16 protein-coding genes and 5 tRNA genes are annotated in these 24,103 nt (G+C 66.2%); 20 read left to right on the top strand and 1 reads right to left on the bottom strand.

The window, feature by feature from the left end; genetic code table 11:
• The first annotated feature begins 199 nt into the window (after positions 1–199).
• From QJ043_RS01675 to QJ043_RS01760, 18 genes are all read left to right on the top strand, one after another.
• Positions 200–1,192 (top strand): ABC transporter permease, encoded by a 993-nt coding sequence (locus QJ043_RS01675; RefSeq protein WP_283712438.1) that lies wholly within the window; start codon positions 200–202, stop codon positions 1,190–1,192.
• 11 nt (positions 1,193–1,203) lie between these two features.
• The gene (locus tag QJ043_RS01680) at positions 1,204–2,391 is read left to right on the top strand and encodes an ABC transporter permease (RefSeq protein ID WP_283712439.1); all 1,188 of its coding nucleotides are present in this window, start codon (positions 1,204–1,206) and stop codon (positions 2,389–2,391) included.
• A 9-nt stretch (positions 2,392–2,400) separates the two neighbouring features.
• Complete coding sequence (locus QJ043_RS01685; protein WP_283712440.1) at positions 2,401–4,431, top strand: dipeptide ABC transporter ATP-binding protein; 2,031 nt, start codon at positions 2,401–2,403, stop codon at positions 4,429–4,431.
• 198 nt (positions 4,432–4,629) lie between these two features.
• Positions 4,630–6,435, top strand: coding sequence for an ABC transporter family substrate-binding protein (locus tag QJ043_RS01690; protein WP_283712441.1), 1,806 nt, complete (start codon positions 4,630–4,632; stop codon positions 6,433–6,435).
• Positions 6,436–6,773: 338 nt separating this feature from the next.
• On the top strand, positions 6,774–8,447 hold the full coding sequence (locus QJ043_RS01695) for a peptide ABC transporter substrate-binding protein (RefSeq protein ID WP_283712442.1): 1,674 nt from the start codon (positions 6,774–6,776) through the stop codon (positions 8,445–8,447).
• Positions 8,448–8,767: 320 nt separating this feature from the next.
• Positions 8,768–9,823: an ABC transporter permease gene (locus tag QJ043_RS01700; RefSeq protein WP_283712443.1), complete on the top strand. Its 1,056-nt coding sequence runs from the start codon at positions 8,768–8,770 to the stop codon at positions 9,821–9,823.
• Positions 9,824–9,832: 9 nt separating this feature from the next.
• Positions 9,833–10,927, top strand: coding sequence for an ABC transporter permease (locus QJ043_RS01705; protein WP_283712444.1), 1,095 nt, complete (start codon positions 9,833–9,835; stop codon positions 10,925–10,927).
• 4 nt (positions 10,928–10,931) lie between these two features.
• Positions 10,932–12,083 (top strand): ABC transporter ATP-binding protein, encoded by a 1,152-nt coding sequence (locus QJ043_RS01710; protein WP_283712445.1) that lies wholly within the window; start codon positions 10,932–10,934, stop codon positions 12,081–12,083.
• Positions 12,084–12,087: 4 nt separating this feature from the next.
• A complete protein-coding gene (locus QJ043_RS01715; RefSeq protein WP_283712446.1) occupies positions 12,088–13,107 on the top strand; it encodes an ABC transporter ATP-binding protein in 1,020 nt (339 codons plus the stop codon).
• A 154-nt stretch (positions 13,108–13,261) separates the two neighbouring features.
• On the top strand, positions 13,262–13,660 hold the full coding sequence (locus QJ043_RS01720; RefSeq protein ID WP_283712447.1) for a FeoA family protein: 399 nt from the start codon (positions 13,262–13,264) through the stop codon (positions 13,658–13,660).
• Position 13,661: 1 nt separating this feature from the next.
• Positions 13,662–15,761, top strand: coding sequence for a ferrous iron transport protein B (feoB, locus tag QJ043_RS01725; RefSeq protein ID WP_283712448.1), 2,100 nt, complete (start codon positions 13,662–13,664; stop codon positions 15,759–15,761).
• A 108-nt stretch (positions 15,762–15,869) separates the two neighbouring features.
• Positions 15,870–15,960: transfer RNA gene (locus QJ043_RS01730), tRNA-Leu, on the top strand.
• A gap of 202 nt (positions 15,961–16,162) precedes the next feature.
• Positions 16,163–18,481: a SpoIIE family protein phosphatase gene (locus tag QJ043_RS01735; RefSeq protein WP_283712449.1), complete on the top strand. Its 2,319-nt coding sequence runs from the start codon at positions 16,163–16,165 to the stop codon at positions 18,479–18,481.
• A 1-nt stretch (position 18,482) separates the two neighbouring features.
• Positions 18,483–19,418 carry a cation diffusion facilitator family transporter gene (locus tag QJ043_RS01740; RefSeq protein ID WP_283712450.1) on the top strand — a complete coding sequence of 312 codons (936 nt, stop codon included), beginning with the start codon at positions 18,483–18,485 and terminating at the stop codon, positions 19,416–19,418.
• Between the two features lie 443 nt (positions 19,419–19,861).
• A complete protein-coding gene (locus QJ043_RS01745) occupies positions 19,862–20,638 on the top strand; it encodes an anti-sigma factor antagonist (protein ID WP_283712451.1) in 777 nt (258 codons plus the stop codon).
• Positions 20,639–20,708: 70 nt separating this feature from the next.
• Positions 20,709–20,784, top strand: a tRNA-Gly gene (locus QJ043_RS01750).
• A 39-nt stretch (positions 20,785–20,823) separates the two neighbouring features.
• Positions 20,824–20,897, top strand: a tRNA-Cys gene (locus QJ043_RS01755).
• 194 nt (positions 20,898–21,091) lie between these two features.
• The gene (locus tag QJ043_RS01760; protein ID WP_283712452.1) at positions 21,092–22,147 is read left to right on the top strand and encodes a nucleoid-associated protein; all 1,056 of its coding nucleotides are present in this window, start codon (positions 21,092–21,094) and stop codon (positions 22,145–22,147) included.
• A gap of 91 nt (positions 22,148–22,238) precedes the next feature.
• Here the strand turns inward: QJ043_RS01760 and QJ043_RS01765 are convergent, their stop codons facing one another.
• Positions 22,239–23,624 carry an FAD-dependent oxidoreductase gene (locus QJ043_RS01765; protein ID WP_283712453.1) on the bottom strand — a complete coding sequence of 462 codons (1,386 nt, stop codon included), beginning with the start codon at positions 23,622–23,624 and terminating at the stop codon, positions 22,239–22,241.
• A gap of 186 nt (positions 23,625–23,810) precedes the next feature.
• On the opposite strand from QJ043_RS01765, the gene QJ043_RS01770 reads away from it, so the two are divergent.
• Positions 23,811–23,886: transfer RNA gene (locus QJ043_RS01770), tRNA-Ala, on the top strand.
• Positions 23,887–23,932: 46 nt separating this feature from the next.
• Positions 23,933–24,008: transfer RNA gene (locus QJ043_RS01775), tRNA-Ile, on the top strand.
• Positions 24,009–24,103 lie beyond the last annotated feature (95 nt).

The raw sequence follows: 24,103 nt of genomic DNA on the forward strand, positions 1-24,103 counted from the left end.
TGCTATGATTACCCCTACGTGCTGTTCGCCGTCGGCCCTCCTGGGGCCCGGTGGGCGGCCAGGTTGGCCAGCGAGGTGCCCCGGGGCCGGTGGTTGGGCTTCGGCCGAATCGTCGCATGGCCCCAGCGGCTCCAGACAAGGGACTCGTCCGCATCCGTGGCGGGCGGGCTTCGAGCGCGTCACGGAACAAGGAGCGTTCATGGCACGATTCCTCACGTACGTCGCCAAGAGGGTCATCAACTACGCGGTGATGATCTTCGTGGCGACCTCCCTCACGTTCTTCTTGGCGTCGGCGTTCATGAGCCCACGCTCCAATTACGAGTCGCGCACCCCGCGGCCGCCGCAGGAGTCCATCGAGCAGTCGCTGACCGCCAACAACCTCAACGACAAGACCCCGATCATGGAGCGCTACACCACCTGGCTCAAGGGGATCGTCACAGAGTTCGACTGGGGCAACTCGCCCACGGGCACCTCCGTGAACAGCGAGATCTCGCAGCGCATCGGCGCGTCGGTGAAGCTGATGCTCCTCTCAACGGTGCTGTCCATCGTGATCGGCGTCGGTCTCGGCGTCTATACGGCCCAGAGACAGTACCAATGGCAGGACCGCCTGTGGGGCGGCGTCGCGGCGCTCTTCCTGACGGTCCCGACGGTCGTGCTCGCGATCCTCATTGTGTTTTTCGCCATCGAGATCAACTCGGCGAGCGGCATGCGCATCTTCTACGTCACGGGCCTGTCGTCCTACACGGGGGACAACGTGCTTCTGGCGTTCCTGGACTTCCTGCAGCACATCCTGCTGCCCACCATCGTGCTGACCATCATCAGCGCCGTCGGCTACCACGTGAATCAGCGAACGTACCTGCTCGATGAGATGCACGCGGACTATGTGCGCACCGCCCGCGCCAAGGGCCTCACCAAGAAGCAGGCCATCCGCAAGCACGCCCTGCGCGCCTCGCTGATCCCGACCTCGGTGAACGTGGCCTTCTCCATCGCCGGCATCTTCACGGGCGCGGTCATGACCGAGAAGATCTTCGCGATCCACGGGCTCGGCGAGTACTTCATCAACTGCATCAACAACAACGACATCTACGGCTCGGTGGCGGTCGCGGCCTTCTCGGGCGTCTGCACGTTGGTCGGCGCGCTGCTGGCGGACCTCTTCGCCGCTGCGCTCGACCCGCGCATCAAGATGAGCTGAGGGGGCCTGCGATGACTGACAAGAGCCAGAACCCGGATCTCCAAGACCCCGGGAAACTCACCCAGGAGACCGTCGACCACGCGCAGCGGCTGCACGAGGCCGAGACGGGCGCCGACGCCAACTGGGACACGATGGCCCGGGACGACGCCTCGCGCGACGAGAGCATCGAGCCCGCGACCGTGATTGACGGCACTCCGGTGGGCGAGGGGCCGGCCGGGCGCCGTCCCACCAACGCCGAGCTTGAGCTTGAGTCCCAGCGCCTCGAGCACACGGAGGTCAAGCGCATCTCCTACGCCGGCCTCATCGCGCGCCGGTTCTTCCGCCAGAAGAGCGCCGTCGCTGGGCTCACCATCTTGGCCGTGCTGGCGCTCCTTGCCATCTTCGGGCCGATGATCAGCCCGTACGACTACACGGACCCGGACTTCGCGGCCCTCTCCGTGGCGCCGAGCGCCGAGCACTGGTTCGGCACCGACTCCGGCGGCCTCGACCTCTTCGCCTGTGTGGTCCACGGCCTCGGCCGCTCGTTGGTGATCGGCATCTCCTATGCCCTCATCACCACGGTGCTCGCCGCCATCATCGGCACGGCCATCGCCTATGCGCGCGGCATCTGGGAGAAGATCGGCATGTGGTGCCTCGACATGCTGCTCGTGATCCCGTCCTTCCTTCTTGTGGCCATGATCGTGCGCGCCACGAGCGGCGGCACCGGGTGGCTCATGCTGATCTTTGGGCTCTCGGCCTTCGGCTGGATCGGGTACGCCCGTACGTTGCGCACGATGGCCCTGTCGCTCCGCGAGCGGGACTACGTCAAGGCGGCCAAGTACATGGGCGTTTCGCCGTTCACGATCATCGTGCGGCACCTGATCCCCAACCTCGGGTCCATCCTCATCATCGACACGGTGCTCGGCGTCATCAGCGGCATCAACTCCGAGACGGCCTACAGCTTCCTCGGCCTCGGCATCAAGGTGCCGGACACCTCGCTCGGCTACATCCTGAGCCAGGGCTCGAGCGCCATGCTCACCGCGCCGTGGGTGGTGCTCATCCCGTCCATCGTCCTGATCGTCCTGTGCGTCTCCATGCAGCTCATCGGCGACGGCCTCCGCGACGCCTTCGACCCCTACTCACGTGCCGCCGGCAACGTGGAGGAGGAGGCCGAGGACGCCACCCCCGGTCCCGAGAAGCTCGCCGAGCACGATATCTAGGAGCGTTGCATGTCTTCGAACACCCAGAACACTGAGGCCGCGCTCACGGTGCCTGTGGACGATGTCCTGCGCTACGAGCTGCTCGAGTCGAACGGCCCCAAGAACGCGCCCACCGGCGACCCGGTGATGTCGGTGCGCGACCTCAACGTCTCGTTCAACACCGAGGCGGGCACCGTGCATGCGGTGCGCGGCGTGAACTTCGACCTGTGGGGCGGCCGCACCCTCGGTATCGTCGGCGAGTCGGGCTCCGGCAAGTCCGTCACCGCGCTGTCCCTGATCGGGCTGCTCGACGACAACGCCCACGTGAAAGGCTCCATCAAGCTCCGGGGCACAGAGCTGATCGGCCTCACCGACGAGGAGATGAGCCAGTACCGCGGCGCGAACATCTCGATGATCTTCCAGGACCCGCTCTCGGCGCTGACCCCGATGTTCTCGATCGGCGACCAGTTGGCGGAGGCCCTCAAGATCCACGACCCCGAGATGTCCAAGGCCGACGTCCGCGCCCGGTGCATCGAGCTCCTCGAGCTGGTCGGCATCCCGGAGGCCGAGGACCGTCTCGACTCCTACCCCCACGAGTTCTCCGGCGGCATGCGCCAGCGCGTGGTCATCGCCATCGCGATCGCGAACAACCCCGACATCATCATCGCCGACGAGCCCACGACCGCTCTGGACGTGACCATCCAGGCGCAGATCCTCGACCTCCTCAAGGTGGCCCAGAAGGAGACCGGCGCCGCCGTCGTGCTCATCACCCACGACCTCGGCGTCGTGGCCGGCATCGCCGACGACATCATGGTCATGTACGCCGGCCGCGCGGTGGAGCGCGCGAGCGTCGACACCCTGTTCGCGCGCCCGGGCCAGCCCTACACGATGGGCCTCTTCGCCGCGGTGCCCAAGCCGCACATGCCGAGCAACACGCGCCTCGTGCCCATCAAGGGCAACCCGCCCTCGCTGGCCGCCATTCCGCCGGGATGCCCCTTCTCGCCCCGCTGCCCGATCGCGGGTCCCGAGTGCTTCAAGACCGAGCCGCACCTGGAGGCGCTCGACCCGGCGGAGGGGCACCTCGTCTCCTGCCTCAAGATGCAGCAGATCCGCGACCAGCACCTCACCTACAAAGAGGTGTATCCGGACCTCGAGCCGCTGACGCCCAAGTGGGCCGAGGTGCCGCGCGACGAGCGCCCGGTGGTGCTCGAGCTCAAGGACGTCACGAAGGTCTTCGAGGTGCAGTCCAAGGGCCTCATCCGGCGCACCAAGGGCATCGTCACCGCGATGGACAAGGTGTCGTTCCAGATCCACGAGGGCGAGACGCTGGCCCTGGTGGGGGAGTCCGGCTCCGGCAAGTCCACGACGCTCATGGAGATCATGGACCTGGCGGTGCCCAAGGAGGGCACCATCACCGTGCTCGGCAAGGACACCAGGGATCTCAAGAGCGCGCGAGAGCGCCGCGAGCTGCGGCGCGACCTCCAGGTGATCTTCCAGGACCCGATGAGCTCGCTCGACCCCCGCATGCCCATCTACGACGTGCTCGCCGAGCCCCTCAGGGCGCAGCACTGGGACAAGAACAAGATCAACCGCCGCATCGGCGAGCTCATGGGCCTCGTGGGCATCAACCCGGACTATGTGGACCGCTTCCCGTCGCAGTTCTCGGGCGGCCAGCGCCAGCGCATCGCCATCGCGCGCTCGCTCGCGACGAACCCCAAGCTGCTGCTGCTCGACGAGCCCATCGCGTCCCTCGACGTCTCCATCCAGGCGGGCATCATCAACCTGCTGGAGGACCTGCAGACCCAGCTCAAGATCTCGTACCTCTTCGTGGCCCACGACCTGGCCGTGATCCGGCACATCTCCGACACGGTGGCGGTGATGCACCTGGGCAAGATCGTGGAGTACGGCGAGACCGAGGAGGTCTTCAACAACCCGCAGGACCCCTACACCAAGGCGCTCCTCTCGGCCATCCCGATCCCGGACCCGCCCGTGGAGCGGACGCGCCTGCGCCTCGTGTACAAGGACGGCGAGCTGGTGCCGGCGAACGAGGTGCACGTCTAGGGCAATCGTATCGACAGGAACGGATACACAAGGCTTTTGCTTGGTACGTGAACGTGCTTGGCAAAGGCCTTGATGTTTCGAAGTCTTTACTTGGTCGGGTGCCCTGTTTTACGCTGTGTAAGGTTGGGCACACCGACCAGAACGGCCGACCGGGCTCCGTCCGGCGGCCGCACGGCACTGAGCAGACGGGAGAGACACATGGCACCAAACAGCTTCACGCGTCGCACGTTCTTTGAGGCCGCCGGCGGTACGGCCGCTGCGGTGGCGGGCCTCGGCCTCGTTGGCTGTGGCGGCTCCGACGGCTCCGACGGCAACGGCGGTGGCACCGGCGGCTCCAGCGACACCGGCACCGAGCCGCCCGAGGGCAGCCCCTGCACGACGGCGCTCGAGGAGCTGCCCCTGCCGGCGAAGGGCCAGGTCTACAACAACCCGCAGGACTACGACAACGTCAAGGACGGCGGCGACTTCGTGCTGCCCGCCGGCGAGATCGGCCCGGCCTGGAACTACTTCTCCGTGGACGGCAACACTTTCACGATGAACAACTTCTGGGGCCTCTACATGCCGGTGAACATGGTGCTGTCCGACGCCACCGCGTCCAAGTTCTCCGCGAACCCGGACTACATCGACTCCTACGAGTCGACCGAGGACTCCGGCAAGCAGGTCATCACCGTCAAGATCAACGAGAAGGCCACGTTCAACGACGGCACGGCCATCGACTGGACCGGGTACGAGACCGTGTGGAAGCTCATGAACGGCCAGGACCCGGACTACCAGCCCGCGGCCACCGACGGCTACGACCAGATCGAGTCCGTCGCGCAGGGCGACGACGCCAAGACCTGCGTCATCACGATGTCCCACCCCATCTATCCCTACGAGCCCATCATCAGCGCGGTCGCGCACCCCAAGATGCTCGACAAGACGCTCTACCAGACCGGCTGGGACAACAACCCCAACTCCGACCTCGGCGCCGGCCCCTTCAAGGTGGAGTCCTGCTCCACGTCGTCCGTGAAGTTCGTCCGCAACGACGCCTGGTGGGGCAAGCCGGCCAAGCTCGACTCCATCACCTACAAGCAGATGGACTCCCAGGCCCTCTTCAACGCCTTCAAGAACGGCGAGGTGGACACCACCGGCGAGGCCGCGTCCGGCTCGGCCGAGATGCTCTCCAACTTCTCCGGCATGCAGGACGCCTACATCCGCCGCGCCGACTCGCTCGCTGTCGCCAACATCGAGATCAACACCACCAAGGCCCCGCTCGATGACATCGACCTCCGCAAGGCCTTCGTCCAGTGCATCGACCAGGACACCATCCGCAAGGTCATCTTCCAGGGCGTGCACTGGGAGGAGGAGTACGTGGGCTCGCTGCTCGTGCCGGTCTGGGCCGACGGCTACGAGAACAACATGCCGGAGGACGTCTGGAAGGACCTCTCCACGGCCGAGGACCACGCCAAGGCCGCCAAGAAGACCCTCGAGGACGCCGGCTGGACGCTCAACGGCGACTACTACGAGAAGGACGGCAAGCCCGCGAAGTTCTCCTTCACCTCGTTCGGCGACTCGACCATGGTGAAGAATCGCTCGCAGGCGATCCAGAAGATGGCGAAGGACGCCGGCATCCAGGTGGACATCGACGCCCAGCCCAGCTCCGAGTTCTCCAACGTGCTGACCAGCGGCTCCTGGGACACCACGCTCTTCGGCTGGTCTTCGAGCACCTCGTGGATCTGGAACGGCCCGCAGATCTACGGCAGCGACTCTGCGTCGAACTTCACCCACGCCGGCTCCGCCGAGCTCGACGCGAAGCTCGCCAAGGTCATTACGATCTCCGACCGCACCGAGCAGCTCAAGGAGTTCAACGCCGCCGAGAAGGAGGCCCTCCAGTCCTACGCCTTCATCCCGGTGTTCGCCGGCCCCGACTGTGTGGTGTGCGACAAGGGCACCGCGAACATCGGCCCGGCGCTGTTCCTGAGCGTTCCGGCCGAGACCATGGGCTGGCAGAAGGACGCCGAGTAGCGACCGTTCCGGGGGGCCGCACCTTCGGGCGCGGGCCCCGTCGGCCGTGAGCAGCCCGCCTTCCGCTGTCTCTTGAATACAAACTGAGGGACTCACTGTGCCCCAGCTTTCCGCATCACTCCGGGAAGCTGGGGTTTTGTTTCGTCGCGAGAAAAAGGGAGGCCGATTCCTTTCAATCTTCTTGCAATTGTCGTGCATATCGTGAATACTGTGGCCTCGTTACCGCAGATTCAAGGACGTTTCAGTTATGAGCGAAAACAATCTTGACCTGCAGGGGCATCACGGGAGGCCGCGCTAGAGGGGCGTCGCACCCGGCTCCAGAGACAGAAGGAGAGAGCATGAGCGACCAGATCAAGATCGGACGCCGCACCTTCCTCAAGGGCAGCGCCGCAGCGTCCGCACTTCTGACGCTTGCCGCGTGCAAGAAGGAGGACGGCTCCGCTGCTGGCGGCGACGCCACCGCGCAGGCCGCGTCCGGCGGCGCCACGGTGAACTACTACATCAACAACCCGGTCTCCATCGACCCGTTCAACGTCCAGGAGGACCAGGGCACGCAGGTCTGCTACCAGCTGTTCGACTCCCTCACGGACTACGACTACAACGCCGGCGAGGTCGTCTGCAAGGCCTGCACCTCCTATGACGCCAACGACGACGCCACCCAGTTCACGTTCCACCTGGTGGAGGGCGCCAAGTTCCACAACGGTGACCCGGTGAACGCCGAGGCCTTCGTCCGCGGCTGGACCCGTCTCGTGGACCCCAAGACCACCGACGCGCCGTCCGACGTCTCCTACCACATCTCGATGGTGAAGGGCTACGACGAGCTCGTCGCCGGCACCACCACCGAGTTCGCCGGCCTGTCCGCTCCCGATGAGAACACCTTCGTCGTCGAGCTCAAAGAGCCGTACGCGGACTTCCCCTACGTCGCCACGCACCCGGCCCTCGCCCCCGTGCCGCAGGCCGCGCTCGACGACTACCAGACCTACTTCCTGAGCCCCATCGGCAACGGCGCCTTCAAGATGGACGGCAAGTGGGAGGACGGCCAGTACATCAACCTCGTCCGCAACGACGACTACTACGGCGACAAGCCCTCCATCGCCGGCATCAACTTCAACATCCAGAAGGACGTCGAGACCGCCTACCGCGAGTTCCAGGCCGGCAACCTCGACTTCTGCGACATCCCGACCGCGCAGATCGACGAGGCCAAGTCCACGTACGGCGAGTCCGAGGACGGCTACACCGTCACCCCGGGCGCCCAGGCCCTGTTCGGCGAGGAGCCGTCCCTCTACTACCTCACGGTGAACAACACCGACGAGACGATGAAGGACATCAACCTCCGTCGCGCCATCTCCCTGGCCATCAACCGCCAGTCCATCTGCGACAACATCTTCATGGGCGTCCGCGCCCCGGCGGACAACATGATCCCGCCGGGAATCGCCGGCTACGAGGAGGGCGTCTGGGAGTACGCGCACTACGACAAGGACGCCGCCGTCAAGCTGCTCGACGAGCACTACCCGGCGGACGCCAACGGCCGCCGCGGCGTGTCCATCACGCTGTCCTTCAACTCCGACGGCTCCCACAAGGAGATCATGGAGCACGTGCAGGCCGACCTCGACGCCGTGGGCCTCGACGTGACCCTCGACTCCTCCGAGTGGGCCGCCTACCTGGACCAGCTCCAGAACCTCGAGTACCAGATCGGTCGTCTCGGCTGGATCGCCGACTACCCGATCATGGACAACTTCCTGTACCCGATGTTCTACACGGGCAACGGCGACAACCGCTCCGGCTTCTCTGACCCTGAGGTCGACGAGGCCCTCTTGGCCGCCCGTCAGACCGTTGACGACGACGAGCGCATCGCCAACCTGCAGGCCGTGAACAAGCAGATCTCCGAGGCCTTCCCGGTTATCCCGCTTTTGTTCTACAAGCACAACTTCGTGGGCGGCGAGCGCATCCAGGAGGCCTACATGGACCCGGCCAAGAAGTGCCACTTCGAGTCCATGACCGTCACGGAGTAGGACGACTGCCCCTGGTGGTCACGTTCACACAAGGCTGCGACTGAGAGCGAGCAACAACGCCTGAAGGCGCCGAGTATAAGTGCTCGGCGCCTTTTTATGCACTTACGTATGGTCTGCGAGACGAAACCGCTGGTGCTGAGCTGCTTTGTTTCTAGGTCTTTCAGCTTCAATGACGTTTCAGTAGCGTCACGTGATGCATCGATTTGAGTATGGCGCAGTCCCCTGCGCGTATACTGCGGCGATATGCCCCCGCCATCAGGGGACTGTGGGGCGCTCCGTGCCCTCTTCGTGTCGGAAACGAACCAAGGGAGTTGGCGTCTATGGGCAAGTACATAGTCAAGCGCCTCCTGCAGTTCATCCCGGTGTTCTTTGGTGTGACGCTCATCCTGTTCGCGGTTCAGAACATCGTCCCCGGCGACCCGATCAAGCTGATCGCCGGCGACAAGGCGCTCCAACCAGAGACCGAGCTGCAACTGCGCATCGCGTACCACCTGGTCAAGACCGACGGCGACGGCCAGGCGGTCGACGCCGAGGGCAACGTGACCAAGAACCTGGACGAGACCGTGCCCACCAGCACGATCGAGCAGTACGTGGACTACATCCTGGGCCTGCTGCAGGGCGACCTTGGGCAGTCCTACACCCGTAAGCTGCCCGTCTCGTCCATCCTGGCGCAGAAGTACCCCTACACGGCCAAGCTGGCGCTCGTGGCCATCGTCGTCGAGGCCATCGTCGGCATCGGCGCGGGCATGGTGAGCGCCATCAAGCGGTACTCGTTCTGGGACGTGCTCGTGACGCTCGTCACGTCGATCCTCGTGGCGATGCCCGCCTTCTGGCTCGGCATGCTGCTCCAGCTGTTCTTCGGCATCTGGCTCAAGAGCTGGACCGGCGGCTCCTTCTTCCTGCCCATCTCCGGCGCCGGCGGGGTCAACTCGCCCTTCATGGACTGGGTCCACTACATCCTTCCGGCCATCACGCTGGCCTCGGTCTCCACGGCCTACGCGGCGCGCATCATGCGCTCCCAGCTGCTCGAGGTCATGAACCAGGACTACATCCGCACGGCCAAGGCCAAGGGGCTCTCGCGCAGCCAGGTGATCGTGCACCACGCGCTCAAGAACGCCCTGATCCCCGTGGTGACCTACATCGGTCTCGACTTCGGCGCGATGCTCTCCGGCGCCATCCTCACCGAGACCGTCTTCAACTGGCCGGGCGTGGGCTATGAGATCTATCGCGCCATCACGCAGCGCGACTGGCCCATCGTGATCGGCGGCGTCACCGTGATCATCGTGGTGGTCATGGTCATCAACCTGATCGTCGACATGAGCTACGCCTTCCTGGATCCGCGCATTCGCTATGGCGCGCCCAAGGAACAGGGTTAAGGGGGCGCCATGGAAAAGAAACAGCGCGAAGAGGACCTGGACCGCGAGGTGCGCCAGGGTCTCAAGAAGATGGAAGACCGCGCCTACGACGTGCACGAGGAGCGGGAGCAGGCCGCAGGCGACGTCGAGGCACCGTACCAGCCGTCCGAGGGCAGCCACCCGTCCGAGGCGGAGCACCACCGCGACTTCCGCGGCTCCTACAACGCCGTCGTGGACGAGGTGGACAAGGACAACGCCACCCGCACGCTCTGGAGCGACGCCTGGGGGCGCCTGAGGAAGAACCGGCTCGCGATCGTCGCCTGCGTCTGGATCCTCGTGATCGCGGTCATCGCGGTCACCGCGGACCTCTGGGTGCAGCAATGGCTCGGCTCGCCGACGGCCATCGACTCGACGCAGATGTCGGCGCTCTCGCGCCTGCCGCCGTCCCCCGAGCACCCGTTCGGCACCGACACCCTCGGCCGCGACGTGCTCTGCCGCGTCATCTACGGCTCGCGCATCTCGCTGACGGTCGGCCTGCTCGCGACCGCGATCTCGACGGTGCTCGGCCTCATCATGGGCGCCCTCGCCGCCTACTACGGCGGCATCTGGGACACGATCATCATGCGGCTCGCCGACATCTTCCTGGCGTTCCCGTACACGCTCTTCGTGATCGTGCTGCTCGCCGTGCTCGGCAACGGCATCCAGAACGTGTTCATCGCGATCGGCATCCTCGGCTGGCCGTCCATCGCGCGCGTGTTCCGCAGCGCGATCCTTTCGGTCAAAGAGAACGATTACGTGGACGCGGCCCGCTCCATGGGCGCGAGCGACGCGCGCATCATCGCCCGCCACATCTTCCCCAACTCCGTGGCCTCGATCGTCGTGTACGCGACGATGAACATCGGCGGCGCGATCCTCACCGAGTCCGCGCTCAGCTACCTCGGCATGGGCGTCACGCCGCCCAACCCCTCCTGGGGCTCCATGATCCAGGACGGCCAGACCTACCTGGCCACCGAGCCGTGGCTCATGCTGATGCCCGGCCTCGCCATTCTGACCACCGTGCTTGCCTTCACGCTGCTGGGCGACGGCCTGCGTGACGCGCTCGACGTCAAGATGAAGGATGCGTAACGCTATGGCGAAGAAGAACAAGGCCGAGGCGACCGACCTCAAGAACCAACCCATCCCCGAGGGCGCGCACCTGCTCGAGGTGGACGACCTCAAGATGTACTTCCACACCCAGGACGGCGTGGTGAAGGCCGTCGACGGCGTGACCTACACGCTCGACCGGGGCGAGACCCTCGGCGTGGTGGGGGAGTCCGGTTCCGGCAAGTCCGTGACCGCGATGACCATCATGGGGCTCATCGACATGCCGCCGGGGCGTATCGAGGGCGGCGATGTGCGCTACCGCGGGCGGTCGCTGCTCGAGATGACCGAGGCAGAGATGCAGGGCATCCGCGGCAACGACATCGCGATGATCTTCCAGGACCCGATGACGTCCCTCAACCCGGTGTACACCGTCGGGCGCCAGCTGGGGGAGGGGCTTCGAATCCATCGCGGCTACTCCAAGAAGCAGGCGCTCGACCGTGCGACCGAGCTGCTCTCGATGGTGGGCATCCCCAACGCTGAGCAGCGCGTGAAGGACTACCCGCACCAGTTCTCGGGCGGCATGCGCCAACGCGCGATGATCGCGATGGCCCTGGCCTGCGACCCGGACATCCTGATCGCCGACGAGCCCACCACCGCCCTGGACGTCACCATCCAGGCCCAGATCATCGAGCTCATGCAGGAGATGCAGAAGAAGAACGGCAACGCGATCATCATGATCACCCACGACCTCGGCGTCGTGGCGGACGTCGCCGACAAGATCATGGTGATGTACGCGGGCAAGCCGGTGGAGTTCGGCACCGCCGACGAGATCTTCTACCATCCGGTCCACCCCTACACCTGGGGCCTCATGCGCTCGATTCCCGAGCAGGTGACGAACGAGAAGAAGCCGCTGACCCCGATCAAGGGCAACCCGCCGTCGCTCGTGAACGTCCCCGAGGGCTGCTCGTTCTCGCCGCGCTGCCCCTATGCGACCGAGCTCTGCCGCGCCGAGAAGCCGCCCGTGTACACGGAGCCCTCGGGTCACTATGCGCGGTGCTTCTACTGCAACGACCCGGAGTTCGTGGCCAAGAACGCGCCCACGACCACGCGCGACGTCGCCGACGGCGAGCCGCAGGCGGCCACGGGAGCCGCGCCGCAGCATGCCGCCGGTGCGGCCGACCCCAAGAAGGAGGCCTAGGCCCATGGCAGACAAGCAACCGCTGCTCCAGGTGGAGCACCTCTGCAAGGAGTTCCCGGTGGACTCCGGCGTGTTCGCGAGCCGCATGGCCAAGAAGGTCTCGGCCGTCGACGACGTGAGCTTCTCCATCGACGTCGGCGAGACGTTCGGCCTTGTGGGCGAGTCGGGATGCGGCAAGTCCACGACCGGTCGCTGCATCATGCGCCTCACGGCCCCCACGGGCGGCAAGGTGATCTTCAACGGCCAGGACGTGGCCCAGCTCAAGAAGAAGGACCTCAAGCACGCGCGGCACGACATGCAGTACATCTTCCAGGACCCCTATGCGAGCCTCAACCCGCGCATGACCATCGGCGAGATCGTCTCGGAGCCGCTCGTGATCCACGGCGAGATGGGCTCCAACGAGGAGCGCATGGACTACGTGCGCAAGCTGCTCGACATCGTGGGCCTCAACCCCGAGCACATCAACCGCTACCCGCACGAGTTCTCCGGCGGCCAGCGCCAGCGCGTGGGCATCGCGCGTGCGTTCGCGCTGCACCCCAAACTCATCATCTGCGACGAGCCCGTCTCGGCCCTCGACGTCTCGATCCAGGCCCAGGTGCTGAACCTTCTGGGCGAGCTGCAGAAGGAGTACGGCACCGCGTACCTCTTCATCGCGCACGACCTGTCCGTGGTCCAGCACATCTCGGACCGGGTGGCCGTGATGTACCTCGGCAACCTGATGGAGCAGTCCGACTGGCGCACCCTCTATTCCGAGCCGTATCACCCGTACACGCAGGCGCTGCTGTCGGCGGTGCCCATCCCGAACCCGGACATCCAGAAGAGCCGGGAGCGCATCATCCTTGCTGGCGACCCGCCGAGCCCCATCGACCCGCCCACCGGGTGTCGCTTTCACACCCGTTGCCCGATCGCGACGGCGGAGTGCTCCCAGAAGAAGCCGCCAATGGAAGAGGTGGCCCCCGGTCACTTCTGCGCCTGCTGGCACGCGGAGCCGTTCCCGATCAAGGGCACCTCGATCAAGCTCTAGGTGCGTGAAGCGTCCGTCCGACGCCCGTCCGGTCCGCCGGGCGGGCGTTTTCTCTCTGTGAGTTCTTCAAGGCAAACTTGCGGGACGACCGGCTTTCATGGCCGCCCCTATGGGTACTCACCGAGCGAGACACCAACCAACATAAGGGGAGACCGTGGCACAGACGTTGGACCAGGGCGCGATCGGGCGCTCGTACACTGTCCTGTCGTTCGAAGGGTTGCCGGAGGCCACCGCCCGACGGCTGGAGTCCATCGGCATGACGCCGGGCGTGGTCATCGACGTGCTCAACAACAAGAGCCATGGCACCGTGATCGTGCGCTTGCGCGAGACGCGCTGGGCAATGGGGCGCACGCTCAGCTCCGGCATCCAGGTGGAGCCGGCGGAGCCTAAGCCGCTCCCTCCCGAGCGCAACCGGTTCGTCCCGGTGGCGGCCTCGTCGGCCGTGGGCGCCCCGGGCGTGTGGCCCGGCTCCCACACCCGCACGGCCGGTGCGGGACAAAGGCCCTCCGGGACGGCCGAGGACCCGGACGCCAGCCAGGGAGAGGGTCGCTAGGATGAATGACTTCGAGCGCCATTTCACCTACGAGTCCATCCCCGAGAAGCCTGGCGAGGAGCTCGGACACCCTGGGATGACCATCGCCTTTGTAGGCAACCCGAACTGCGGCAAGACCACGCTCTTCAACGCTTACACGGGCGCGAACCTCAAGACCGCCAACTGGCCGGGCGTCACCGTCGAGGGCAAGGAGGGCCACACCACCTTCGAGGGCTTCGAGGTGCGCCTCGTGGACCTGCCGGGCACCTACTCGCTCACGAGCTACACGATGGAGGAGGAGGTCGCGCGCTCGTACGTGCTCTCGGGCGATGCCGACGTGATCGTCGACGTCGTGGACGCGAGCTCGCTCGAGCGGTCGCTCTACCTCACGCTGCAGCTCCTGGCGCTCGGGAAGCCGGTCGTCGTCGCGCTCAACATGATGGACGTCGTGCGCAAGCGCGGCATGGAGATCGACATCCACCGTCTAGCCGAGACGCTCGGTTGCCCGGTGATCCCCGTGTCCGCCCGCAAGCGCGAGGGCCTGCAGCCGCTGCTCCATGCGGCCTACCACCACAAGGGCGTGCGCCACGACCCGATCCAGCACGAGCACGCCGTGGACGACGGCATGCCCGAGAAGCACGAGAAGTACGTGATGGTCTACTCGCCGGACCTCGAGCAGAAGATCGACGCGGTCCGCGCGGAGTTCAAGAAGGCGTACCCGGACGTCCGGAACGCCCGCTGGTATGCGACCAAGCTCCTCGAGGGGGACGTCTCGGTGAGGCGCGACTACCCCCTCGAGCTGCCGGTGCTCGAACACAGCTGCGAGGGCCAGTTCATCCGCGAGCGCTACGACTTCATCTCGGAGATCGTCGCGGAGTGCGTGTTCAACCGGAGCGCCCGCGCGGAGACCACCGACAAGGCCGACCGCGTCCTCACCAACAAGTACTGGTCCATCCCGGTGTTCCTCTTGATCATGGGCGGGGTGTTCGCCCTGACCTTCGTGCTCGGCGACGCTGTCAAGGGCGTCTTCGAGGAGTGGCTCGACGCCTTCAACGGCTGGGTGGCCGATGGCCTCGACAAGATCGGTGCGAGCCCCATGGTCGTGAGCCTGGTGTGCGACGGCGCGATCAGCGGGGTGGGCACGGTGCTGACGTTCCTGCCCAACATCGCGATCCTCTTCACGGCCCTCGCGTTCCTCGAGGACTCCGGCTACATGAGCCGCGTGGCCTACGTGATGGACGGAATCATGGGGCGCCTCGGGCTCTCCGGTCGCGCGTTCATCCCGATGATCCTCGGGTTCGGCTGCACGGTGCCGGCCATCATGAGCTCCCGCACGCTGGAGCGCATGGAGGACCGCCGCAAGGTCATGCTCGTGACGCCGTTCATGAGCTGCTCCGCGCGCCTGCCGATTTACGTGCTGTTCGCGGGTCTGTTCTTCGACCAGTGGGCGGGCGTCGTGGCCTTTTCGATGTACGTGCTTGGCATCCTGGTGGCGCTGCTCGTGCTGCTCGTGGTCCGCGGGCGCGACAAGGACCCGGACGCGGGCGGCATGCTGCTGATCGAGCTGCCGGAGTACAAGATGCCCGATGCCCACACGGTGTGGATCTACGTGTGGGAGAAGGTCAAGGACTACGTGACCCGCGCCGGCACGGTGATCTTCGCCGCGTCGGTGATCATGTGGCTCCTCCTCAACTTCGGTACCGCAGGGTACGTGGACGGCGACGTGGCCCAGTCCTTCGGCGCGTGGCTCGGCCGGCTGCTCGTGCCGGTGCTGGCGCCCATCGGCTCCGGCGACTGGCGCCTGGCCGTCGCCCTCCTTGCGGGCATCTCCGCCAAGGAGGTCGTCGTCTCGTCCGTGTCGGTGCTCTTCGGCATCGGTGGCGCGTCCGTGGGCACCGCGGCGCTGCACGAGGCGCTCCTGGCCATCGGCTTTGGCCCCGCCAACGCACTCGCGTTCATGGCGTTCTGCCTCCTCTACGTCCCGTGCATCGCCACCATCGCCACCATCGCCACGGAGAGCAAGTCGCGCAGGTACGCCCTCGGTGCGGTGGTGTTCCAGCTGGTCGTGGCCTGGGTCGTGGCCTTCGCGGTCTATCGTGTCGCGCTGCTCTTCCTCGCGTAGGACGACGGAAGAGGGCGTCCGCGCGCGCCTCCGGCGCGGCGCCACAAACAATTCCAAAAAGTCGGTTGCGCGGGGGTGGCACTGTGGTATTGTTTTCCCCGCACCAATGTCGGAGTGGCGGAATTGGCAGACGCGCTAGCTTGAGGTGCTAGTGCCTGACTCAAAGGGCGTGCGGGTTCAAGTCCCGCCTCCGACACCATGATCTCTCAAAGACCCTTCGGGGTCTTTTTTCTTAGCTTTTGCTAAGGGTGTTACCATATCGATGCTCATCGTGGATACATGAGCGCCCCTTACATTCCCCTCGTTTCTCTCAGGGCTACCATAGTCGCCAGGCTATGCGCTGGGGGAGCGCAGGGGGCTCGGTGAGCCCTCCTCGGCCGAGACCTCCAAAGGAGGCACCGTTGATCCTGGGCAACACCATCACGGCCGGCTCGGGGCAGGAGTGCATCGGCGCGTTCACGAGCCTGGGCGGCGTGTTCAACATCCTGTCGCTCGTCACGGACGCCGTCGCCGGTTACGACATGGACGGCAACATCATCCTCGCCAACGAGAACTTCGCGGACCTATGCGGCCTCAGCCGCCAGCAGCTCATGGGCATCGACGTGCGCTCCTTGCTCCTGCCGCCCTCCGGCGTCCCGTCGCGTCGGTGCGGGTGGCCGTTCCCGATGGACGGGGAGCCCGTCACGCTCTCCTGTCGCCGACCGGCCTCCGGAACGCTCCTGCCGGTCGTGGTGCGCGCCAAGCCGCTGGGGGAGAGCGACTGCTTTGTCCTCACCGCCCGGGCCGCAGAGTCGGTGCAGGTTCCGGTGACGTACGTCCCCGAACGGTCGGAGGTGGCGAACATCCGCGACCTCGCGGCCACGCGCCGCTGTGTGACGACCGCCCCGCTCAACCTGGTGGGGAACGCCGACGCGCGCCTCGCGGCGGACGAGCTGGCCGCGAGCGCCTTTGCCAACGGTGAGTCCTCCCGGCTGCTCCATGAGCTGGTGAGCGCTGCGGGCACCGGCGACCCCTCCGGCGTCCACGACCTGTTGACGGCCGAGCTGCGCTCCGTCGTCGACGCCGACGCCGCTGCCCTCTATCTTGCCGAGGAGGGCGGCTTCGTCCTCAAGAGCTTCTCAGGCGGCGTCCCGCACGGCGCCGTCCCCACGTTCATCGACCGTGAGGGGAGCGTCGCCGAGCTCCCGTTGGAGCAGACCCGCACGGTCGCGTTCGACCGCGCCAAGGCACCGGGCGACGACGACCCCGACTTTGTCTCCGTGGTCGACAAAGCCACCGGGACCGCCCTGCGCTACGGCGTCCGGCAGGTTCCCCCGCTCGCCTCGTTCTTTGTGGTGCCCGTGATATTCGGCACGATGGTGGTCGCCTTCTCGGTGGTGGGCTGGATCGCCCCGCACGCGCTGCACGGTCACGACGCCAAGGTGCTCGACATCCTTTCCTACCATCATGCGACGGAGCTCATGACCGCCGCCGCTTCGGCCCAGTCGCGGTCGTCCGAGCAGATCCAGAACGTCTCGAGCGAGCTGCTCGTCTCCATCGAGGAGAAGGGCCCCCGTGTGCGCGCGGAGGACTACCTGAGCGCCTTCGAGACCCTTGCCGGTGCCGTGGGGTGCGAGGTCATCACGCTCTATTTCAACCAGGGGCGCCGCGTGTTCGAGGCCGAGGTTCCTGGCCAGGGCATCGTCGACTTCCCGTTCACGCGCAGGCAGATGGAGGAGGGGGAGATGGACGACGGCGTCACCCTCGTCTCGCCGGCCAAGGGCGGCGAGCTCGAGGCCTGGCTGAGCGCCCTCGAGACCCCGCGCACCGGCTTCCTCATGGTGGTGGACCGTCTCGCCGGCAGGCCGCGGAACTTCCTCGTGGTCCGGGACGCCGCTCTCGGTCCTGTGGACTCGCTCGAGGCCACGTTGTACAAGCGCTTCGTCCAAGACGTGTACCGGCTCGAGTGCCGGGAGACACAGCAGGCCCAGGAGACCTTCATCTCCCGCACCCTCCAGACCGGCATCGGCAACAACCTGCAGCGGGTCGACGGGCTCACCGCGAAGGCCATCTACAACTCGGCCACGGAGACCGCGTACGTGGGCGGCGACTTCTACGACCTCATCCAGCTGCCCGAGCATCGCGCCTGCATCATCCTCGGCGACGTCGCCGGCAAGGGCGTGCAGGCTGCCTCCGTCTCGGCGGCCGTGCGCACGTCCCTCGGTGCCTACGCTTGGGAGGGCCTGATGCCGGCGCACGCGGTGCGCTCGCTCAACGACTTCTTCCTCGGGTTCTCGAGCCTCGAGACCTTTGCAACGGTGTTCATGGGCGTCATCGACCTGTCCACGGGCCTTCTGACCTATTGTTCCGCCGGGCATCCGCCCGCGCTGCTCCTGCACCCCCAAGATGGCGACATCGAGCTGCTGAGCGAGCAGAGCGGCGTCGTGGGGGCCTTCCGGGAGATGGTCTACCGGGACGGCCGCGTGCGCCTGCGCCCCGGCGACGAGGTGCTGCTCTATACCGACGGGGCCACCGAGGCCCGCAAGCCGGACGGCACGTTCTTCTGCGAGATCGGCCTCCGCGACACGGTGGTGCGCAACATCGACGCGCCGGTCGAGGAGCTGCCGGAGCGCATCCTCAGCACGCTCTTCGATTTCACCGAGAGCCATCTTGACGACGACGTGGCCCTGATGACCGTCCGTTACGACGGCCTGCGCCGTCCCGAGGGGGAGGTGGCCTAGCGTGGGGTTCCAGGAGTCCGAGAGCCGCTTCCGCTCCATCAACCGCGTGCTGTGGGCGATCATGGGGCTCAACCTGGCGGTGGCGGCCGCCAAGTTCTTCTACGGCCTCGCCACCGGGTCGCTCTCCATGCGCACTGACGGCATCGCGAGCGCCTTTGACGCCGTTTCGAACATCGTGGGCATCGCGGGCGTCACGCTCGCGGCGCGCCCGGCCGACAAGGACCATCCCTACGGCCATGCGAAGTTCGAGACCTATGCGAGCGTCGCCATCGGCGCGATGCTCGTCTTCGCGGCCGTCAACGTGTTCTCGGAAGGGTTCCACGCGCTCCTCACCGGCGAGCACCACGTGGTGGTCGATGCCGGCAGCTACGCGGTCATGCTCGGCACCTTGGCCATCAACATCGGGGTGAGCCTGTACGAGCGGCGAGCCGGCAAGCGCCTCAAGAGCGAGGTGCTCGTCGCCGACGCGCGCCACACGCAGTCGGACGCCTACGTGTCCGTGTCGGTCGTGGTCGGACTCGTGTTCGTGCAGCTGGGCTTTCCGGTGGCGGACGCCGTCGCGTCGATCGTGGTGGGCGTGGCCATCGTCTTCAGTGCCATCGAGGTGCTCAAGGCCGCGAACGCGACGCTTTCGGACGAGGCGCGCATTCCGGCCGGGGAACTTCGCGACGTGGCCGAGCGGGTGCCCGGCGTCGCCTCGGTCCACTCGGTGCGCACACGCGGCACGGAGGGAGAGGTCTTCGTCGACCTCCATGTGCTCGTGGACCCGCAGATGACGGTCCTTGAGGCCCATGGGGTCTCCGGAGAGGTGGAGCAGGCGGTCCAGGCCGCGCACCCGGAGGTGGTCGAGGTCATGGTGCATATCGAGCCTGACACCGACTGGGAACGGTTCGAGGGCGAGAGCGCCGATGCCGCCCTTAACGGCACCGGCCGGTGACCCTTCCCCCTTTTTCCAAAGGACATACCTTTTGGTTTGTAGCGTGTTTGTGGTGATTGAGAACAGGCTTAAGGTCTCGTCATTGCACAACTGGTTGCCGTAATTGCGCCTATGCTCGATATATGTAGGGATATCGATATGTGGTGTCTCGATGGCGAGCTGCGAGACGCCGGCCACGAGTCCTTTCATATTCCTTTGGCAGGACATTCTGTGAGCAGGGAGTATCTAAGAACATGAATGGTTTCCTGTGGCCTCGCCACTGAGCGCCCAGAGGGGCGCGGCGCCGAGGCGTCGCGCATCGTTGCTTTTCAGCTGCCGTTTGGGTACAGCACGTTATGGTCGCACTGAACAACAAGAGCTGTGGGATCGGCTCCTAGGGAGTCGCTCGGGGTAAGAGCCGAGCGGCGCAAAGGCCGGGTCGAAGTCTGAGAGGAGGGGCGCCGGTGCTGATCGTGTCCGATTGCATGCTCGTGCCCGTCCGGTCCGACCTCGACCTCACGACGGCGCCCGTTCTTCGCCAGCACCTCGACCGCATCGTTGAGGGCGGCTGCAAGCGGGTGATCCTCGACATGGACGGGGTGGAGTACGTGGACTCCACTGGCATGGCGATGATCCTCGCGGAGTCGCGCGCGATGCGGAACCGCGGGGGTTTGCTTTCTCTGGCGAACGTGTCCGAGAACACGATGCGCGCCCTCTCGATTGGGTGCCTCACCTCCTTCATCCCCTGCACCCAGAAGCCGGAGGCGGTCGGTGCCGTGGCGCCGCTCAAGCCGGGCGTCACGCCGAAGCGACGTCTCACCATCAAGATTGACGCCGGCAACCTCGAGGCCTCCCGCGCGCGGCTGCGCGAGCTGCTCGTCATGTTGCCGCTCACGGACGAAGAGGTCTTCGACATGACCCTCGCCGCCGGCGAGGCCATGGGCAATTGCGTGCTCCACACGCCCGAGGCCTGCGGGTTCCTCACGTTCGCCGTGTTCGACGACCGCCTGGTGATCGAGGCCGTGGACAACGGCCCGGGTTTCTCCATCGCGAGCGACGAGGAGCCGGTCCCGACGCTGGAGCACGGCCGCGGCATCAAGATCATGCGCCTGCTCTGCGACAAGGTGGACATCTTCCGCAAGCCCACCGGCAACGGGACGGTGGCCCGGATGACCAAGCTCTTCTCGAGCCGCGGGTTCGGCCCCGTCGAGGAGGAGTCCTGGGAGGCCAAGATCGCGTAGCCTGAGCCCCGCAGAGTTTGTAAACCCCGCTTGCGCCGCTCGGGTGAGTGCGGTACAGTAGCTCCCGCAAGCGGACATGGCTCAGTTGGTAGAGCACCACCTTGCCAAGGTGGGGGTCGCGGGTTCGAATCCCGTTGTCCGCTCCAGTGTGAACTTCGGCCGGACCATCTCCGGCCTTTTACATTGGCGACGTGGCCAAGTGGTAAGGCAGGGGCCTGCAAAGCCCTTACCCCCAGTTCGAATCTGGGCGTCGCCTCCATGGAACGACTGACCCCCGGTGCGCTGGGGGTCTTTTGTTTTGGGCGGCGGCAGGGCCGGCGGGGACGAGCATGTCGCGGTTCGTTGACATCGTGCCTCTGCGCGGGAAGGCCGAAGACGGTGGAACACGGCGCGGCGGTGCCCGTCGCTGCGCTACCATCTTTGATCGCTGTCCGTCTCGGCGAGGGAGGCCCCATGCGCGTCAACCAAGCGATCCTGCACACCTACGACGCCAAGTCCTGCGTCAAGGTCTTCTCAGAGGCGCCGATGGACCTGTCCCAGGACCACATCAAGCGCTACGTGGGCTCGCAGGCGCGCCGTGCGCTGAGCAACCTCGACGCGCGGCGCGGGGCGTTCGTGCCCGAGAGCGCGTTCGCCCGGGACGTCGCGTCGTTCTTCCGCGGCCAGGTGGGTTTCGTGCCGTTCACGGCGTCCGTGGCCGAGTTCCTGATCGCCCAGATGACGCAGATGGAGCACACGGACTCGTTCGACATGCTGTTCCTCGATTTCGAGGGTGCCAAGGAGAAGCCTGTGAACGACCTCACCGACGAGGAGGTCGAGGTGATGTACGAGGCCCAGGCGCCCCGGTACCTGGCCCTTGTCATCTTGGAGAGCAAGCAGGCGTACATGCACGAGGTGGGGAAGGACGAGCTGGGCCACACCCGTGCGTCGATCGCCCAGCATTACGCGATCATGCCGAACCCCGGCCAGAAGGTGGCGTCGTTCGCGGTGGTGTCCGCCGCAGGCGACGTGCGCTTCTGCGACGAGCCGCGCGAGATCGCCGGCCACAGCGTCGAGCTGCTCCCCGAGAAGCTCCTGCAGTGCACGGACGAACCGTCGAGCAAGGAAGTGGTGACGGAGGTCTGCGGCCTGGTGAACGCGGTGGCCGAGGAGTTCGGTGCCAACGCGGCGGAGGCCGTCGCCCGGGCGAAGGCCTACGTGTCCGAGACGGCCGAGGCGGACGAGGCGCTCGCGCCCGAGCTGCTGGCGCGGGAGGTGTTCGAGACCGACACGCTGCGGGAGCGCTTCGTGGCCGAGGCGGCCGACGAGGGGCTGCCGGACCGCGTGACGGTGGAGCCCGAGGTGGCGCGGCGTGTGGCTGCCAAGCACCGCATCCGCACCGACACGGGCGTGGACATCACGTTCCCGGCCGAGTACGGCAAGAACCCGGACTTCCTCGAGTTCGAGAGCGCGCCGGACGGCAGCATCTCGATCAAGATCAAACAGGTGAACGAGATCCAGAACCGCTGAGTCCCGGTGACGCACACAGGGCACGCAAAGAGAAACGGCCGGGAGGGTTCGCCTCCCGGCCGTCTTGTGTGCAGTGGAACGTGGTGTGCGCCTACGCGTTGGCGGCGGCCACAGCCGCCATCGCGACCGAGCCGATGTAGTTGATCGGCTGGCAGAACTGCGGCTGGAAGAGCAGGTCCACGCCGGCCAGCTGGTCGATGGTGAAGCCGGCGGCGATGGCGATGGAGACGGCGTTCGCGGCCTGGCCCACGTCCGGCTGCGTGCACATGAACTGGGCGCCGAGCACGCGACGGGTGCCCTTCTCCCAGACGAGGGTGCAGGTGACCGGCGCGGTCGTCAGCAGGAACGCCGGGCGGTAGTCCTCGACGATCGTGACGGCCTGCGCGTCCACGCCCATCTGCTCGGCGTTCTGCAGCGTGAGGCCGGTGCCGGCGATGGAGAGGTCGTAGAGCTGCACGGCGCTGGTGCCCTGGGTGCCGAGGTACGCCTGCGTGGGCTCGAGCATGTTGGCGCCCACGACGAGGCCCTGGCGCACGGCGTTGGTGGCGAGCGGGTTGTAGAAGTCCGTGTGCGTGGGGTTGTAGATCACGGAGCAGGAGTCGCCGGCGGCGAAGACGTCCTGGCTCGGCTCGGACTCCCCGGCGAGCGTGGCGCGCTGGTACTGGTCCACGCGGATGGCGCCGTTGGGCAGGGCCTCGAACTGGCCGGCCCACAGCTCGGTGCGCGGCGAGAAGCCGATGGCGAGGATCGCGTACTCGGTCTCGTGCTCCGCCTGGTCGGTCTTCACGACGACGCCGCCGTCGGTGAGGTGGAAGGACTCCACATTCTCGCCGAGGGCCAGCTTCACGCCGTGCTCGCAGTAGGCCTGCTCCACGGCGGCGGCCACGTCGGCGTCCATCGTGCGGGCGAGGACGTGCTCGGTCATGTCGACGAGCGTCACGGCGACGCCCGCCTCGGAGAGCTGCTCGGCCAGCTCGGCGCCGATGTAGCCGGCGCCGATCACGGTCACGGACTTGGCGCCGGTGCAGAGCTCCTTGATCTGCTTGGCGTGGTCCCAGTTCTTGCAGAGGAGGACGCGCTCGGCCTCCATGGCCTGCTCGAGGCCAGCGAACGGCGGCACGACGGGCTTGGAGCCGGTGGTCACGACGAGCTTGTCGAACGCGAGCTCGTGCTCGACGCCCTCGGGCTCGTCGAGGCCGCGGTACTTCAGGGTCTTGCCCTTGGCGTCCAGCGAGGTGACGTCGGTGCACATGTGCATTGTGGCGCCGAGCTCGGCCAGGGCGGCGGGAGAGCTGTAGAACATCTTGTTGGGGTCGCTCACGTGGTCGCCGACCCAAAGCGCGATGCCGCAGGAGAGGAACGACAGCGTGTCGTTGCGCTCGAAGACGTGCACCTCCCAGTCGGGATGGGCGGTAAGGATGGACTGCGTGGCGAAGGTGCCGGCATGCGTGCAGCCGACAACGGCGACCTTGGTCATAAGGCGCTGCCTTTCTCGAAACTTGTGCAGATGCGTCAAAGAATAGGCGAGGGGTTTGGAGAAAACGGTGACGGCAGGACCCCCTCCAGAGGGCCGAGAGGCTGAAGAGGACCTGGGAAAAGAAAAACGAAAATTCCCGTTGCACGGCGGCGAGGCTTTGCTATAGTAATCCCCGCACCAACCCACGGGGATATAGCTCAGCTGGGAGAGCGCATGACTGGCAGTCATGAGGTCAGGGGTTCGATCCCCCTTATCTCCACCAGAAATGACGGGGCGGCGGCGTTGAGCCGTCGCCCTTTTCTGTACCAGGGCCTATAGCATAACGGTCAATGCAGGGGACTCATAATCCCTTGACTGCAGGTTCGAATCCTGCTGGGCCCACCAGACACCATCTGCCCGAACACTGCTGACCTGCGGGTTCGCAGCGTCCGGGCCTTCTTTTGCGCCTCTGTCGGGCCATGGGAAGAACGCCTCCACCG

The organism is Kribbibacterium absianum (genome assembly GCF_030067705.1).
Classification (GTDB): Bacteria; Actinomycetota; Coriobacteriia; order Coriobacteriales; family Atopobiaceae; genus Kribbibacterium; species Kribbibacterium absianum.